14 protein-coding genes are annotated in these 16,492 nt (G+C 73.1%); 7 read left to right on the plus strand and 7 right to left on the minus strand.

The features are described from left to right. Positions 1–100: 100 nt before the first annotated feature. The gene (locus tag ACVUH9_RS12960; RefSeq protein ID WP_475757528.1) at positions 101–727 is read left to right on the plus strand and encodes a metallopeptidase family protein; all 627 of its coding nucleotides are present in this window, start codon (positions 101–103) and stop codon (positions 725–727) included. Positions 728–837: 110 nt separating this feature from the next. On the opposite strand, the gene ACVUH9_RS12965 is transcribed toward ACVUH9_RS12960, so the two are convergent. Further along, entirely contained in the window at positions 838–1,500 is a 663-nt protein-coding gene (locus ACVUH9_RS12965; RefSeq protein ID WP_475757530.1) for a MarR family winged helix-turn-helix transcriptional regulator, read from the minus strand. Between the two features lie 149 nt (positions 1,501–1,649). Here ACVUH9_RS12965 and ACVUH9_RS12970 point away from each other — a divergent pair, with 149 nt between their 5' ends. The 6 genes from ACVUH9_RS12970 to wecB all read left to right on the plus strand — a co-directional run bounded on the left by ACVUH9_RS12970 (position 1,650) and on the right by wecB (position 9,605). Then, positions 1,650–3,170 (plus strand): DHA2 family efflux MFS transporter permease subunit, encoded by a 1,521-nt coding sequence (locus ACVUH9_RS12970; RefSeq protein ID WP_475757532.1) that lies wholly within the window; start codon positions 1,650–1,652, stop codon positions 3,168–3,170. 961 nt (positions 3,171–4,131) lie between these two features. Beyond that, positions 4,132–5,283 (plus strand): acetyl-CoA C-acyltransferase, encoded by a 1,152-nt coding sequence (locus ACVUH9_RS12975; protein ID WP_475757533.1) that lies wholly within the window; start codon positions 4,132–4,134, stop codon positions 5,281–5,283. 204 nt (positions 5,284–5,487) lie between these two features. Continuing rightward, a complete protein-coding gene (locus ACVUH9_RS12980; protein WP_475757535.1) occupies positions 5,488–6,483 on the plus strand; it encodes a sphingomyelin phosphodiesterase in 996 nt (331 codons plus the stop codon). A gap of 84 nt (positions 6,484–6,567) precedes the next feature. Then, positions 6,568–7,182: a hypothetical protein gene (locus ACVUH9_RS12985; protein ID WP_475757537.1), complete on the plus strand. Its 615-nt coding sequence runs from the start codon at positions 6,568–6,570 to the stop codon at positions 7,180–7,182. Between the two features lie 99 nt (positions 7,183–7,281). Beyond that, positions 7,282–8,316: a 6-phosphofructokinase gene (locus ACVUH9_RS12990; protein WP_475757539.1), complete on the plus strand. Its 1,035-nt coding sequence runs from the start codon at positions 7,282–7,284 to the stop codon at positions 8,314–8,316. A gap of 170 nt (positions 8,317–8,486) precedes the next feature. Continuing rightward, a complete protein-coding gene (gene wecB, locus ACVUH9_RS12995; protein WP_475757541.1) occupies positions 8,487–9,605 on the plus strand; it encodes a non-hydrolyzing UDP-N-acetylglucosamine 2-epimerase in 1,119 nt (372 codons plus the stop codon). Between the two features lie 15 nt (positions 9,606–9,620). Here wecB and ACVUH9_RS13000 read toward each other — a convergent pair whose 3' ends face one another. From ACVUH9_RS13000 to zwf, 6 genes are all read right to left on the minus strand, one after another. Then, complete coding sequence (locus tag ACVUH9_RS13000; RefSeq protein ID WP_475757543.1) at positions 9,621–10,391, minus strand: SDR family NAD(P)-dependent oxidoreductase; 771 nt, start codon at positions 10,389–10,391, stop codon at positions 9,621–9,623. Positions 10,392–10,568: 177 nt separating this feature from the next. Beyond that, positions 10,569–11,243: a histidine phosphatase family protein gene (locus tag ACVUH9_RS13005; RefSeq protein WP_475757545.1), complete on the minus strand. Its 675-nt coding sequence runs from the start codon at positions 11,241–11,243 to the stop codon at positions 10,569–10,571. A gap of 5 nt (positions 11,244–11,248) precedes the next feature. Continuing rightward, positions 11,249–11,968, minus strand: a complete 720-nt coding sequence (gene pgl / locus ACVUH9_RS13010; protein WP_475757547.1) for a 6-phosphogluconolactonase — start codon at positions 11,966–11,968, stop codon at positions 11,249–11,251. A 1-nt stretch (position 11,969) separates the two neighbouring features. Then, a complete protein-coding gene (locus ACVUH9_RS13015) occupies positions 11,970–13,874 on the minus strand; it encodes a glycoside hydrolase family 15 protein (RefSeq protein ID WP_475757549.1) in 1,905 nt (634 codons plus the stop codon). Continuing rightward, a complete protein-coding gene (locus ACVUH9_RS13020; protein WP_475757551.1) occupies positions 13,865–14,950 on the minus strand; it encodes a glucose-6-phosphate dehydrogenase assembly protein OpcA in 1,086 nt (361 codons plus the stop codon). The genes ACVUH9_RS13015 and ACVUH9_RS13020 overlap by 10 nt, the downstream gene beginning before the upstream one ends. A gap of 1 nt (position 14,951) precedes the next feature. After that, the gene (gene zwf, locus ACVUH9_RS13025) at positions 14,952–16,478 is read right to left on the minus strand and encodes a glucose-6-phosphate dehydrogenase (RefSeq protein WP_475757552.1); all 1,527 of its coding nucleotides are present in this window, start codon (positions 16,476–16,478) and stop codon (positions 14,952–14,954) included. Positions 16,479–16,492 lie beyond the last annotated feature (14 nt).

The raw sequence follows: 16,492 nt of genomic DNA on the forward strand, positions 1-16,492 counted from the left end.
GCGACCGGGACGACGGTCGGGGCGGCACCCCGCCGACGGCCACAGCGGCCAGAACTGCTTATCCATGGACGTTTCTGACCCCGTGGCGTAGGCTGGAGCGATGGGTCAGCGTGCACCATTCGTCGTCGGTCTCGTGGGACTCTGCCTGGCCTCGACCCTGGGGTACTTCCTGGTCGGGGACTGGACGTCGCAGCCGGTGCTGCGGGTGGTCCAGACGATCGGCGTGGTGCTGACCGGCGTCGGCGTGATCGTCGGGGCGCTCGCCCTGATCACGAGCCGGCTCGCGGACTACCGCGAGCCCGCCACCGACGAGGAGTTCGAGCGGGTCGTCGAGCGCTCCGAGCGGCTGGCGGCTGAGGGCCTCGCCGTCGAGCCCGACGAGGGCGAGTTCCTGGCGCTCGACCCGCACGACGACAAGGACTTCGCGGAGCTGGTGCGGGACGCGCTCGACGACCTGCCCGACCTGCTCCAGGGGGTGCTGGACACCAACGTCGCGGTCGTCATCTCCGATCAGGGCCGCAAGCACAACGCCTACGGCCTCTACGTCGGCGACGGCGCGGTCAACGACAACCACTCCGACCGGATCATGATCTTCCGGGACACGCTCCGGCGCGACTTCGGCTACGACCCGGAGCGGCTGCGTGAGCAGGTCACGATCACCGTCCGGCACGAGCTGGCCCACCACGTCGGCTTCGACGAGCTGGGCGTGCGGGGCCTCGGTCTCTAGAAGGTCGATTCCGCGACCTCGCGGCGTCGCGCTCACCGCCGGCCAGCTCGTGAGCGCGACGAAATGAGTGCATCCCAGCCACCCACGCCGCGAGGTCGGGAGCCAATCGTCTAGCCGTCGGCGTCGTCGGTCGCCGGGGCGCTGAGCGCCTCGATCGTCCGCTCGATCTCGCCCGCGATCGCCGCCAGCGTGCGGGCCCCGGCCTCGCGGTCCTCCGGGGCGACCGACGCGGCGACCTGGATCCGCCAGGCGGCGACGCGCTGCCGGCGCTCGCTGACCAGCGTCCGTCCGGCCTCGGTGAGGGCGACGCGGACGACGCGCCGGTCGCCAGGGTGGGGCGAGCGCTCGATCAGGCCGTGGTCCTCGAGCTTGCGGATCATCGTCGTCGCGGTCGGGGCGGTGGTCGAGGCGAGCTCGGCCAACCGGCCGACGGCCAGCGGCTCGTCCGCATCGAGCAGCGGCTCGACGAGGTTGAACTGCGGGATCGAGAGGCCGTCGAGGTGCTGGTTGCCGTGCCCGCGGGCCTTCCGCGTCGCACGCATCAGACGAGCGAGCTGTGCCCGTAGGGCCTCGAGCGCGGAATCGTCGTCGGTGACGGCACGGTCGGACGGTGCGCGGCCGTGCACGTTGACGGCACGGTCGGAGGGCGCGGGGCCGTGCGCGTTGACGGCGGGGTCGGACGGCGCGGGGCCGTTCGCGGCCACGGCGGGTTCCGGGGGCACGGGATCCGCGCCGGAGACGGTGGTGTCGGGACGTGCAGGTGACGTGGTCATCGGCCGTCGCACAGCTTGACAGGGCCGAGACCATGAGCATGCTAAAAATGACGGCGCGCAACGGTTGGACTCCATAGCACCGCCGCGCCCGGGTAGCTGACGCCGCCTGCGTCAGACCCGTCACCGCCGTCCCCGGAGCACCAACCCGCATGACCGATTCCATCCTGCGCGATCGCCGTCTGATGTCGATCGCCGTCGTCGTGATCGTCGGCGCGGTGATGTCGATCCTCGACACGACGATCATCAACGTCGCGCTCGACGACCTCTCGCGCGACCTCGACGCGCCGCTCTCGACCGTCCAGTGGGTCGCGACCGGCTACATGCTGGCGCTGGCGGCGGTGATCCCGCTGACCGGCTGGGCGAGCGAGCAGTTCGGCGGCAAGCGGGTCTGGATGGTCGCGGTCGTGCTCTTCACCGTGGCCTCGGCCGCCTGCGGCTTCGCCCAGAACGTCGAGCAGCTGATCGTGCTGCGGATCCTCCAGGGGATCGGCGGGGGGATGATCATGCCGGTCGGCCAGATCATGCTCACGCAGCAGGCCGGACCGCAGCGGCTCGGGCGGGTCATGGGCCTGATCTCGATCCCGATGCTGCTGGCGCCGATCTTCGGGCCGACGCTCGGCGGGCTGATCGTCGACAACCTCTCCTGGCGCTGGATCTTCTTCGTCAACGTCCCGGTCGGCCTGATCGGGCTGGTGCTCGCCGCACGGGTCCTGCCGAAGTCCGAGGGCCACGGCGGGATGCGGCTCGACTGGCTCGGCGCGATCCTCGCCAGCGGCGGGGCCGCGACGTTCGTCTTCGGCCTGGCCGAGACGGGCGAGAAGGGCGGGATCGAGGGGCCGATCACCTGGCTGCCGATCGTGGTCGGCCTGGCGATGATCGTCGCCTACGTCTTCCACGCGCTGCGGACCCCGCACGCCGTCATCAACGTCCGGCTGTTCCGGAGTCCGGGCTTCAGCAGCGCTGCGGCGACGACCTTCGTGCTCGGCGGGGCGATGTTCGGCGCGATGATCCTGCTGCCGCTCTACTTCCAGATCGCCCGCGGCGAGGACGCGACCCACGCCGGTCTGCTGCTGATCCCGCAGGGCCTCGGGATGGCGTTGGCGATGCCGCTGAGCGGGATCATCACCGACAAGATCGGCGGCGGCATCCCGACGATCGTCGGCGTGGTCGTGATGATCGTGACCACGCTGCTCTGCACGATGGTCGGCGGCGACACCTCGTACGTGCTGATCAGCCTGGTGCTGCTGGTCCGCGGGATGGGGATCGGGATGTCGATGATGCCGTCGATGGCCGCCGCCTACGCGACCCTCAGCCGCGACCAGATCCCGCGTGCGACCACCGGGCTGAGCGTGCTCCAGCGCGTCGGCGGTGCGATCGGGACCGCGCTCTTCACCGTCCTGCTGACCCGCGACCTGGCCGACCGTGGGCTCGCCGGGAGCATGGGCGAGGGCCGGCCGGCCGGGGGCGTGCCGCTGGAGGTCCGCGACGAGATCGCCGCCGCCTTCGGGCAGACCTTCCTGTGGGCGGCGCTGGCGACCGTCGTGGCGCTGGTGCCGGCGATCATCCTGACCGTGATCGAGCACCGGGCCCGTCGCGCCCGCGCCGCCGGTGGCGACGAGCCGCCGAGCGGCGCGGAGGCCCCGGGTCCGGCGGTGCTGGTCGGGGAGTAGGCGCGGGCGGGCGGGTGGGCGGTGCCGGTCGGGCGGGAGGCGCGCGTCGGCTGGCGGTGCTGGCCGGGCTGGAGGCGCGCGGGGCGGGGGCGGGCCGCGGGCCGGGTCGGCGTCTGGGACAGGGTCGCGGGGCCGGGGCAAGCCGCGGGTCGCGGGCCGGGAGCGCTCGACGGGTGGCGACCCGGACTCGGTCGCGGGCCAGCGGTAGGCGGGAGGTCATGCCCACCTCCCCCCGCAGCTGGAGTCAGCTTGCGTCGGTGCCGGACTACTGGGGTCATTTCGCGTCGCCAGGCGACGCAAAACGACTCCAGGTCGCGGGACCCGGGGCAACGTGACTCCGGTCTGATGCGCGGCGGCCTTGGCGGGGTCGTTTCGCGTTGGTTCCGGCCGCCTGGCCCTCTCGACTGGCCGGCCGCTCCCTCCCGCCTGGCCGCGGGGTTCGTCGCCCCTCCGCTCCGTCGCCCCTCCGCTCCGTCGCCCCTCCGCTCCGTCGCTCCGGAGCGCCCCGCCTCCGGAGCGGCCCCGCCGCCCGAACTGCCCCGCCTCCCGAACCCGTCCCGCCGTCCCGCCTCCCGAGCGGCCCCGCCTCCGGAGCGGCCCCGCCTCCGGAGCGGCCCCGCCTCCGGAGCGGCCCCGCCGCCCGAACTGCCCCGCCGCCCGAACCCGCCCCGCGGCCCCGCCTCCCGAGCGGCCCCGCCTCCCGAGCGGCCCCGCCTCCCGAGCGGTCCCGCGGCCCGTCTCGCCCCGCCGTCCCGCCCAGCATCCCGAGCTGCCCGGCCGCCCAACTGCCCCGCCGCCCGAGCCGAACCGCCCGCCGCCCCGGCCCGTGTGGCCCCGCACCCCTCGCCATCCCACCGTGAATCCGACCGTCGGTAGAATCACCCGCCCCGGGTCGATTGACTGATCAGTCAATCTAGGAGTACGATCCGCGGGTCCCCGGAACCTCCGCAGGAGTCTCGCCGTGTCTGAAGTCGTCATCGTCGATGCCGTTCGCACCCCGATCGGGCGCGCCGTCAAGGGTTCGCTGAAGGACGTCCGCGCCGACGACCTGGCCGCGATCCCGCTCAAGGCGCTGCAGGAGCGCAACCCCGGCGTCGACTGGTCGGAGACCGACGACGTGCTGATGGGGGCGGCCTCCGGCGAGGGCGAGCAGGGCTTCAACATCGCCCGCAACGCCTCGCTGCTCGCCGGCCTGCCGTTCGAGGTCCCGGGCGTCACGTCGAACCGCTTCTGCGCCTCCTCGCTGCACACGATCCGGACCGCCTTCCACGCGATCAAGGCCGGCGAGGGCGACCAGTACGTCGCCGCCGGCGTCGAGGCCGTCTCGCGCTCCGTCCAGGGCGGCGCCTGGGAGTTCCATCCGCTGCTGAACGGCTCCGAGGGCTCGATCTGCAACGTCTACCTGCCGATGGGCCTGACGGCCGAGAACGTCGCCAAGCAGTGGAACGTCTCCCGCGAGGCGCAGGACGAGTGGGCGGCCAAGAGCCAGCAGCGCGCCGTTGCGGCCCGCGACAACGGCCACTTCGCCAAGGAGATCGTCCCGGTCACGCTGGCCGACGGCACGGTCGTCAGCCAGGACGACGGTCCGCGGGCGGGGACGACGGTCGAGAAGCTGGCCCAGCTGAAGCCGGTCTTCGACCCGGAGAACGGCACGGTCACCGCCGGCAACGCCTGCCCGCTCAACGACGGCGCCGCCGCGACGCTGATCATGAGCGCCGAGAAGGCCGCCAAGCTCGGCCTCAAGCCGCGGGCGCGGATCATCGCCACGACGGTCGCCGGCGTGCGGCCCGAGGTCATGGGCGTCGGCCCGATCCCGGCGATCCAGAAGCTGCTGGCCCAGACGGGGATGAAGATCGAGGAGATCGACATCGTCGAGATCAACGAGGCCTTCGCCGCCCAGATCGTCCCCTGCAAGCAGGAGCTGGGGATCACCGACGAGCAGCTGAACCCGTTCGGCGGCGCGATCGCCCTCGGCCACCCGTTCGGGATGACCGGCGCGCGGATCATGACGACCCTGATCAACGGCCTCGAGACGACCGGCGGCCGCTACGGCATCGAGTCGATGTGCGTGGCCGGCGGGATGGGCATGGCCGCGCTGATCGAGCGCGTCTAGTCGCGGACGCGGGCCCCGTCGGCGGGAGGCTGGCGGGGTCTTCAGGCGCCTCGGCCGGCGCGGCACCGGCGCGGCACGGGCGTCTCGTGCGGTGATCGGGGGCGTAGGCGCCGGACCGAGGCGGACGCGACGTCATGCACGCCGCTGTCCGCCGCCCGAAGGAAACGCTCCCGCAGTGGCGATCGGGGTTGGTAGCGTGCGGCCATGCACCAGGAAACAGTCCTGTCCAACCCGCGTGGTCGCCGAGTCGTCGGGGCGGTGATCGCGCTGCTGATGCTGTTCGGGCTCGCCGCTGCACCGCTCTCGGCGCGAGCGGATCCCGGAGGCACCGTCAGCGTGCTCTCGTACAACCTCTACCAGCTGCCCTGGGTCGCCGACACGAACACGGCGGCCAAGCAGCTGCGGGCCGGCTACTCCGCGGCCCTGATCCGGCGTGAGAACGCCGACGTGGTCGTGCTCCAGGAGGCCTTCAGCGACCAGGCCCAGACGATGCGGACCAGTCTGCTCGCGGAGTACCCGTACCAGACCAAGCTGCTCGGTCAGAGCTGCTCCAGCAGCGGCTGGACGGCCGTCTCCGGCAACTGCTCCAACAGCCTGGTCGTCGTCAACGGCGGCGTCACGATCCTCAGCAAGCGGCCGATCACCGCCAGCTACCAGCACGTCTTCAACGCGTCGCAGATGTGGACCGCCGACTACTACGCGAACAAGGGCGTCGCGCTGGTCCGGATCGACACCGGCAACGGACCGCTGTGGGTCGCCGGCACGCACCTCCAGGCCGACACGACGCCGGCGGCGCGGGCCGCGGCGCACCAGGTGCGGATGAACCAGCTGGGCGAGATCAAGTCGCTCGTGACCGCGCGGACCGGTAGCGATCCGGTCGTGCTCGCCGGTGACCTGAACGTCGAGTACTACGCGGGCGCGACCCGGCTCGACGGCCTCGGCCGCAACGAGATCCAGCAGGGCGAGGTCGCCTCCGGCTTCACGGTCGGCAACCCCTCCGCCTACGGCTACACCTACGACGGGGTGACGAACCCGCTGGTCGCCAGCCAGGGCTACGCGAGCTACCGCGACACGCTCGACTACATCGGCACCCGCACGGGCGGCAGCGCGAGCCTCGGGCCGGTCTCGATGGTGGCGTTCTCCCCGGGCGAGATCGCCTCGGACCACTACGCGGTGCGGGCGACGGTCACGCTGCCCTGAGCTCCGGTCGGTGCGGACGGGCGAACCTGATCGCCCGCCGCGCCCGCGCATCCGGTCGCCGCCCGACGGCGTAGGTTCGGGGAGATGGCGGAGCGGATCGACAGTCCCCGGGGTCGCACGCGGGCGGTTGGCGTCGCCGTGCTGCTCGGGGCCACGATCCTGCTCACCGGCTGCGGCGGCGCGGCCCCGCTCGGCGCGACGACGGAGCAGTCGACCGAAGCGGCGCCGCCGACCACGCCGACCACGCCGGGCCTGCCGCCGAGCCACGGCGGCCGGGGAACGCTGCCGCCGCTCGACCAGGTCCCGGATACGGTCGAGGGCCCGGCCGACCCCGCTGCCCGCCGGGTCGCCGAAGCGTGGTTCGCGCTGGTGCGCCGCGGCGACGACGAGGCCGCCGCCGCGCTGATGGTCGACGGCACCCGCTTCGTCAACGGCACGATCGCGATCCTCGACGACCGCAGCGAACGGATCGCCGCCGCCCGCGACCTGCCCTGCGGCGCCCGGCCGGTCAACGTCGGCGGGGGCGAGGGCGGCTACGTGGTGCTGGAGCTGCGCCTGACGCCGAAGGCGGGCGCCGGTCCCTGCGACGGCGACGGCGGGTCGGTCACGGTCGCCGTCCACGTCCGAGACGGGCGGATCGACGATTGGGTTCGCGTCCGCCGGGACGCCGCCCCGCCCGACCTCGGTCCCGTGGTCTGAGGGCGGCGCGGCCCGGTTCGTCCCCGCGGCGCACCGACCAGGGGGAAGCTGGGCCAGCGGGCCTTCCCCTGCGGCCGGGCATCGCCGTAGGCTCGGGGCATGCGTATCGGGATCCTGACCGCCGGCGGCGACTGCCCCGGACTCAACGCCGTGATCCGCGGGGCCGGCCGCCGGCTGCTGCGGGCCGGTCACGAGCCGGTCGGGCTGCGCCGCGGCTACCAGGGCCTCGTCGAGCACGACCACCTGCCGCTCGACCACCAGTCGCTGTCGGGGATCCTGCACCTCGGCGGGACGATCCTGCGGACGTCGAGCTACGACCCGTTCCGGCACGACGACGGGCTCGCCCGGGTCCGGGCGGCGGTCGTCGAGGATCGGCTCGACGCGATCATCGCGATCGGCGGCGAGCACACGATGGAGATCACCCGCCAGCTCCACGACGAGCTGGACCTGCCCGTCGTCGGGGTCCCGAAGACGATCGACAACGACATCGTCGGGACCGACCGGACCTTCGGCTTCGACACCGCCGTCCACGTCGCGACCGAGGCGATCGACCGCCTGCACTCCACCGCCCAGTCCCACAACCGGGTGATGGTGGTCGAGGTGATGGGCCGCAACGCCGGCTGGATCGCGGTGATGTCCGGGATCGCCGGCGGCGCCGACGCGATCCTCGTGCCCGAGGTCGACACCACCGTCGAGCAGATCGCCGCCACGATCCGGCAGCGGCACGAGCGCGGCAAGGACTTCTCGATCATCGTCGTCTCCGAGGGCGCCCGGCTCGCCTTCGACGACGGCCGCAGCCGCAAGATCCGCGCCAACGAGCAGACCGACGAGTACGGCTACGAGCGGCTCGGCGGGATCGGCAGCGCGCTCGCCGTCGAGCTGGAGGCGGCGACCGGCTACGAGACCCGGGTCGTCGTGCTCGGCCACACCCAGCGCGGCGGGACGCCGACGGCCACCGACCGGATCCTGGCCACCCGCTACGGCTGCGCGGCCGCCGACGCCGTCGTCGACCGGGCCTTCGGCACGATGGTCGCGCTGCGCGGGACCGAGATCGTCCGGATCCCCCTCAGCGAGGTCGTCGGCGTCAAGCCGGTCGACCTCGGGCTGCTGGACCTGGCCCGGACGTTCTTCTAGCCGAGCGGAGGGGTCGATGGAGATCAGCTGCCAGCCGCTCATGGGGCGGGCGATGCGCCGGGCGCTCGCCGGGGATCTGGAGGATCTGGCCGCGGCCAGCGAAGCGTAGGACCGACCGGCAGCGACGCGCCCCCGACGGCGCGGCGGCCGTCCTGCGACGATCCCGCCCGATGAGGATCGTGACCGTCGTCGGCAACCGGCCCCAGTTCGTCAAGGCGGCTGCGGTCTCGCGGCGGCTGCGTGAGCGCCACGACGAGCTGCTGGTCCACACCGGCCAGCACCACGACGACGCGCTCTCGGCCGTCTTCTTCCGCGAGCTGGACCTGCCGGCGCCCGACCACGAGCTGGCCCTGGGCGGCGGGACCAACCTGGCCCAGACGGCGCGGATGATCACCGAGCTGGAGGCGCTGCTGGTCGAGGCCGGTCGCGGGCCGGAGGGGCCGGTCGACGCGGTGCTCGTCTACGGCGACACCAACACGACGTTGGCCGCGACCCTGGTCGCCGCCGACCTCGGGATCCCGATCGTCCACGTCGAGGCCGGGATGCGCTCGTTCGACCAGCGGATGCCGGAGGAGCGCAACCGCGTCGTCTGCGACCACCTCTCGCGGCTGCTGCTGGTGCCCACGCCGAACGCGACGGCCAACCTCCGGCGCGAGGGGCTGGGGGAGCGGGTCGTCGACGTCGGCGACGTGATGACCGACGTCACCCTGCTCGTGCACCCGCGGGCGCGCGAGCGGGCGGCGACCTGGCTGCCCGAACGGGACCTCCGTCCCGGCGGCTACCTGCTGGCGACGGCGCACCGGGCCGGCAACGTCGACGACCCGCAGCGGCTGGCCGCACTGGTCGAGGTCCTCCGCACGGCGGCCACGCCCGAGCGCCCGCTCGTGCTGCCGCTGCACCCGCGGACCCGCGCGCGTCTGCACGAGCACGGCCTCTGGGACGGGCTGGCGGCCGACGCGCCCGCGGTCCGGCTGATCGACCCGGTCGGTCCGCTCGACTTCGCGACCCTGCTGGTCGGGGCCGCGGCGGTCCTGACCGACTCGGGCGGCGTCCAGAAGGAGGCCTACCTGGCCGGCGTGCCGTGCGTGACCCTGCGCGACACCACCGAGTGGACGGAGACGGTCGACAGCGGCTGGAACGTGCTCGTCGACCTCGACCCGGCCGCGACCGTCGCCGCGCTCGAGCGTCCCCAGCCGGCCGACCGCCCCGAGATCTTCGGGGACGGCCGGGCGGGGGAGCGGGTCGTGGCGGCGCTCGAGGCGGCGTTCGGCGGGCAGGACGCCGGCTAGCGGCTCCAGGTCGGCCTACTTCGGCGCCATCCGGATCGCGCCGTCGAGGCGGATCGTCTCGCCGTTGAGCATCGGGTTGCTGACGACGTAGGCGGCCAGGTCGGCGTACTCGTCGGGCTGGCCGAGGCGGCTGGGGAAGGGGACCTGGGCCCCGAGCGAGGCGCGGGCCTCCTCAGGCAGGGCCGCCAGCAGCGGGGTGTCGAAGAGGCCCGGGGCGATCGTGACGTTGCGGATGCCGTAGCGGGCGAGGTCGCGGGCGATCGGCAGGGTGGTGCCGACGATCGCACCCTTCGAGGCCGCGTAGGCGACCTGGCCGATCTGGCCGTCGAAGGCGGCGACCGAGGCGGTGTTGATCAGGACCCCGCGCTCGCCCTGCTCGTTGGGCTCGTTGGTCGACATCGCCTCGGCCGAGTAGCGCTGGGCGTTGAAGGTCCCGAAGAGGTTGATCTTGAGGACCGTCTCGAAGGGCAGCATCGGGTGCACGCCCTTCTTGTGGTGGAAGATCTGCTGCGGCCAGCCGGTGCCGGCGCAGGAGACGGTCACGATCAGTGGAGCGATCCCGGCTGCGACGGCGACGGCGGCCTGGACCGACTCCTCGTCGGTGACGTCGGTGCGGACGAATTGCGCCCGCTCGCCGAGCTCGTCGGCGAGGGCCTGACCCTTCTCCTCCTGGACGTCGGCGATCGTCACGTGCGCCCCGCCCGCGTGCAGCCGGCGGGCGGTCGCGGCACCGAGCCCCGACGCGCCTCCGGTGACCAGTGCGCTCTTGCCTTGGATGTCAGCCATGCGCGGCAGCCTAGCGAGATACTGGCCGGTCGGTCAATACGCTCGGCGCGGCGGCGCGCGACCGGGCGAACGGTCGTTTGGGGACGGGAGCGCTGCACCTTCGCGATGTGTTGTCCACCTCAGCGGTCGAGAAGACATCGAGCAGCGCCGGCGGACGACGGCCCGCCCGCCCGCCGCTCAGCGCGTCGACGCGTCCGGCGGCGGGTCGAAGCCGATCCGGGGCTCGACGGCGGCGCCGGTGGCGACGTTCCAGCGGAGCAGCACCCGCCGCTCGCGCTCGTGGCCGAGCAGTGAGATCGCGCCGACGTCGAGACCGAGGTGGGCGCCGAGCACACCGGGCTGCTCGATCCAGCGGGCGGCGAGGATCCGCAGCAGGTGGCCGTGGGCGACGATCAGGACGTCGCGGACGGGGTCCGGCGGAGCCGCCTTCGCGGTCGTCGTCGGCACTGCCCGCCCGCACTCCACCGCCCGCGCGATCGCCCGGTCGGCGCGGCGACCGACCGCGTCGATCGTCTCCGCCCCCTCGATCGGGGTCGTCCACGAGTTCCAGCCGGGGTCGTGCTCGCGCAGATGCTCGGTCGAACGGCCCTCGGCGACGCCGTAGTCGCGCTCGCGGAGGTCGTCGAGCAGCTCGGGCTCGAGATCGGGCCGGGCCAGCCGCAACGTCTCCCGCGCGCGCTGCAACGGCGAGCAGAGCACGGCCGCGAACGCGATCCCCCGCAGCGGCTCGGCGAGCGCGGCGGCCTGCTCGCGCCCCCGGTCGGTCAGCGGCACGTCGGTCCAGCCGGTGTGCCGCAGGACCCGCGACCACTCGGTCTCACCGTGCCGCACCAGCCACAGGCGCACGCCCACCGAGCTCACGCTCCCGCGTCGGGGACCAGGCCGGCCGCGCGGGCGGCGGTCAGCGCGGCATCGTCGGCGATCACGTGCAGCCGGCCCCGCGGGAGCAGACTCGCGGGCGCCTTCGGGCTCGGCTCGGCGAGCGTCCGGGCCAGCGCATCGGCCTTGCCGGCCCCGGTCACCAGCAGCACCAGCAGGCCCGCGGCCGCGAGCGTGGGCAGGGTCAGCGAGACCCGCTCCGGCGGCGGCTTGGGCGAGTCGAGCACCGCGACGGTCGTGCCGTCGGCGTCGAGTGCGCCGTGGCCGGGGAAGAGCGAGGCGGTGTGACCGTCCTCGCCGAGGCCGAGCAGGACCACGTCGAGCGGCCGCGCGCCGAGCTCGTGGGCGTAGGCACGGGCGCGGTCGCCGGGGGAGCCGATCTCGGGCAGCCGGTGCAGCGCGTAGCCCAGCTCGAGCGGCAGCGCCGCCGCGACCAGCCGGCCGTTGCTGTCGGGATGCGAGAACGGCACGCAGCGCTCGTCGGCGAGGAAGACGTCGACCGTCGACCAGTCGGCGACCAGCGGCCCCAGCCGCTCGTAGGCCGCGACCGGGGTCGTACCGCCGGAGAGCGCGACCGCGGCCCGCTCCCCGTCCGCCACCGCGCTGATCCGCTCCGCCAGCAGCCGCGCTGCGGCGTCGGCGGCGACCGCCGCGCCAGCGACGGCCTCGATCGTGGGCACGTTGCCGGCGGCGGTCATCTCAGCGGCCTCCCGGCCCGGACGGGTTGGTCGTGCCGTCGCCCTCGGCGCGGATCACGTGCATCACGGCGTTGATCAGGGCCAGGTGGGTGAACGCCTGCGGGAAGTTGCCCAGGTGACGCCCGGAGCGCGGGTCCAGCTCCTCCGCGTAGAGCTGGAGCGGCGAGGCGAAGCTCAGCAGCCGCTCGCACAGCTCGCGGCCCCGCTCGACCTCGCCGATCTCGACCAGCGCCGAGACGAGCCAGAACGAGCAGATCGTGAAGGTGCCCTCCTCGCCGGAGAGCCCGTCGTCGGTCTCCTCGACCCGGTAGCGGAGGACGAGCCCGTCGATCGTCAGCTCGTCGGCGATCGCCAGCACGGTCGCCCGCACCCGCTCGTCGTCGGCGGGTAGGAACCGCACCAGCGGAAGCAGCAGCAGCGAGGCGTCGAGGCCGTCGGTGTCGTAGTGCTGGCAGAAGACGCCGCGCTCGTCGACGCCGTTGGCGCAGATGTCGGCGTGGATCTCCTCGGCGATCAGCTGCCACTCGTGGGCGATCTCGTGCTCGCCACGCAGCTCGGCCAGGCGCGCGCCGCGATCGAGCGCGACCCAGCACATGATCTTGGAGGTGGTGAAGTGCTGGGGCTCGCCGCGGACCTCCCAGATCCCGCGGTCCGGCTCCTGCCAGTGCGCGATCGCCTCGGCGACCTGCTTCTTGAGGATCGGCCAGACCGACTCCGGCAGCTGGTCGCGCGACTTCGTGTGCAGGTAGACGGAGTCGAGCATCGCACCCCACACGTCGTGCTGGTTCTGGTCGTAGGCGCCGTTGCCGATCCGGACCGGCTTCGCCCCGTCGTAGCCCTCGAGGTGGTCGAGCTCGAACTCGTCGAGCTGGCGCTCGCCGCCGATCCCGTACATCACCTGCAGCGGCTGCTCCCCGCGGGCGACGTCCTGGATGAAGTAGAAGAAGTCGTTGGCCTCCTCGTCGAACCCGAGCGTGTAGAGGCCCCACAGCATGAACGTGGAGTCGCGGATCCACGAGTAGCGGTAGTCCCAGTTGCGTTCGCCGTGGGGCGTCTCCGGCAACGAGGTCGTGGCGGCGGCCAGCATCGCGCCGGTCGGGGCGAAGGTCAGGCCCTTGAGCGTGATCGCCGAGCGCTGGAGGAACGTCCGCCAGGGATGGTCGGGGAACTCGCCGTGGCTGAGCCACTCGTGCCAGAAGTCGGCGGTGTAGTTCAGCCGCGCGTGGGCGTCCTCGTAGGTCTGCGGGGCGCCGTGGTGCGACCAGGAGAGCGCGATGAAGTGGGTGTCGCCGGCCCGGACCGTCGTCCGTGCGCGGGCCCGCTGGGCCTCGAAGCCGAGCCGCAGGTCGGTGGTCAGGGTCAGCTCGGTGGTGCCGTCGGGGTCCTTGATCTTGCCGATCCCGTAGCCCTCCGAGCCGTACGTCCACTGGCCGTGGCGCTGGCCGTAGTCGAAGACCGGCTCGCACTCCATGAACATCTCGACGTAGCCGTTGACGCAGCGGATGGTCCGCAACAGGACGTGGTCGGCGTCGTCGTCGGTCGGCGAGCGGCGGTGGCTCTCGGATCGTTCGCCCTCGTGGTGCCAGGGGCCGATCAGCAGGCAGTCGCGGACGACCACCCAGCCGGTGCGGGTGCCCCAGGTCGTCTCGAGGATCATCGTCCCCGGCAGGTAGCGACGACCGGCGGGGACGGTCTGGCCCACCGGCGCGACGCGGAACTGGCCGGCGTCGCGATCGAGCAACGCCCCGAAGATCGACGGACTGTCGTGGCGGGGGATGCACATCCACTCGACCCCGCCCGAGGGCGCGATCAACGCGTTCACCTCGCAGTCGGAGACGAACGCGTAGTCGGCGATCGGCGGGTACGCGGACAGCGGGCTCGGCCGTTCGACGGGACTCAGGTGCAAGGGATCAGCCTCCGGGCGGTCACGAGCGCTCCACGGTAGCCGTCGTCGGGGACGAGCGTGCGCCGGAGGGCGGTCGCGAGCACGCCCGACTCCCCGCGGGAGGCGCCCAGAACCGTCCACTGCCGTTCGACGTCGCCGTCCGTGCGGCAGGCGCGAAGCCCACCGGGATTGCGGTCGAGCGCGAACCGCGAGCCGTCCCGCGAGGCGACCGTCGCCCCCGCGAGGCCCTGGACGCCGACGTCGACGGGGGTCAGCCGCAGCCGCACCTCGTGGCCGTCGGCGTCGACCACCCGGCCGTCGCGGGCCTCCCAGCGGAGCCGGCTCCCGAGCCAGCCGAGCATCAGCCAGGCGGCGGCCTCGGAGCCGGGGTGGTGACGGATCTCGACCTCGTCGAGGCTCCACAGCTCGGCGTGGCGGAGCCCCGGCGAGAAGTGGGCGGCCAACCGCTGGCGCCACGGGGTCGCGCGCAGCCAGGCGAGGTCGACGACGCTCATGTGGTCGGCCTCGAGCAGCCGGTGCGCCTCGTCGAGCCCGGCTTGGGCGTCGCTGCCCTCGGAGCTGTCGAGCATCACCGTCTGGGCCAGCGTGACGATCGCCTCGAGCGCGCGACCGTGGCCGTGCGGGGCCCAGGCCAGCGTCGGCACGTCGGTCATCACCATCGGGTCGACGATCGACTCCAGCCGCGACACGTGGCCCTCGCCGATGTCGACCGCGACCAGCTCGTTGAGCGCCTGCGAGCCGCTCGTGCCCTCAGGGCAGGCGGTCATCGTGACCCGCGCGCTGAGGTGGGTCCGGCGGGGGGAGACGCGGACCAGGATCGTCCGCGACGGGGCGTTGCGGCCGATCCCGTCGAGCCGCCGGGCGATCTCGCCGGCGTAGGCGGCGTCGACGATCACGACCAGGTTCAGGGCTCGCGCCGGGAGCGTGCCGGAGCGGTGCTGGAAGCGCTCGCGCTCGAGCGCCCGCATCGCTTCCTCGACGCCGGCCGGGTCGACGTCCTCCTGCTCCCAGACGGTGTGCTCGACGGTCGCGCCGAGGCCGCCACCGAGGTCGGGGTCGGGGGTCGGGGGCGCCATCTCAGATCGACCGCCAGCGGTCGCCCGGCAGCAGGATCCGTCGCTGGGTCTTGGGACCGTCGCTGCCGGCCGGGTACTCGTCCGGTGGCGAGGGGGAGGAGCCCCAGGCGGTCAGGATCGGGTCCATCACCGCCCACTGGGCCTCGACCTCGTCGGCGCGGGTGAAGAGCATCGCGTCGCCGCGGAGCGCGTCGGTGATCAGCCGCTCGTAGGCCTCGGGCGAGGTCGAGAGGAACGCCGTCCCGTAGGAGAAGTCCATCGTCACCGGCCGGAGGTGCATGCCGCTGCCGGGGACCTTCGCCGCGAGCTTGATCGAGACGTGCTCGTCGGGCTGGATCGAGAACACGATCTGGTTCGGCTCGACGCTGCCGCTGCCCTGGAACGCCATGTGCGGGACCGGCCGCAGGGTGACGGCGATCTCGGTCAGCTTGCGCGAGACGCGCTTGCCGGTGCGGATGTAGAACGGGACCCCGGCCCAGCGCCAGGTGTCGACCTGCAGCCGGAGGGCGGCGAAGGTCTCGGTCGTCGAGTCGGCGGGCACGTCCGGCTCGTCGGTGTAGCCGACGACCTCGTGGCCGCCGACCGCGCCGGGGCCGTAGCGCCCGCGGACGGCGACCTCGTCGACTCGCGACGGGTCGATCGGGTCGATCGCGCGCAGGACCTTGACCTTCTCCGTCCGGATGTCGTCGGCCGCGAACGCCGTCGGCGGCTCCATCGCGAGGATGCAGAGCAGCTGGAGGAGGTGGTTCTGGACCAGGTCGCGGAGCGCGCCGGCGGTGTCGTAGTAGCCGGCCCGCCCCTCGAGCCCGACCGCCTCGCCCGCGGTGATCTGGACCGAGGCGATGTGGTTGCGGTTCCAGAGCGGTTCGAAGAGCCCGTTGGCGAACCGCAGCGCCAGCAGGTTCTGGACCGTCTCCTTGCCGAGGTAGTGGTCGATCCGGAAGATCTGGTCCTCGCTCAGGACCTCGAGGATCCGGCGGTTCAGCTCCAGGGCCTCGTCGCGGGTGGTGCCGAACGGCTTCTCGATGATGACGCGTGTGTCGACGTGCTCATGGTGGGTCAGCCCGTGGTTGCCGAGCTGCTCGACGATCGTGCCGAAGAAGCGCGGCGAGGTCGAGAGGTAGAACGCCCGGTTGAGCGGCTGGCCGGCGGTCTCGTCGAGCGCGGCGAGGTGGTCGACGAGCGCGACGTAGGCCCCGTCGTCCTCGAAGCCGCCGCTGACATAGCTGACGTTCTCCAGCAGCGCCGCGAGCACCGTCGGGTCGGGCGTCCGGCGCGAGAAGCGCACGATCGCCTGCCGGACCTGGTCGCGGTACTCGTCGGAGGAGAGCTCCCCGCGCGAGACGCCGACGAGGAAGAACCGCTCGGGCAGCGAGCCCTCGTGGGCAAGGTTGTAGAGCGCTGGCAGCAGCTTGCGCCGTGCGAGGTCGCCGGTGGCGCCGAAGATCACCAGCGTCGAGGACGGCGGCGGAAGCTGATCGAGCCCCCCGCCGAGCGGATCTTCGTCGTGCAGGTCATGCGGGCTCATGGGGCTGGCTCTCG

The sequence above is a fragment of the Patulibacter ginsengiterrae genome (genome assembly GCF_056269115.1).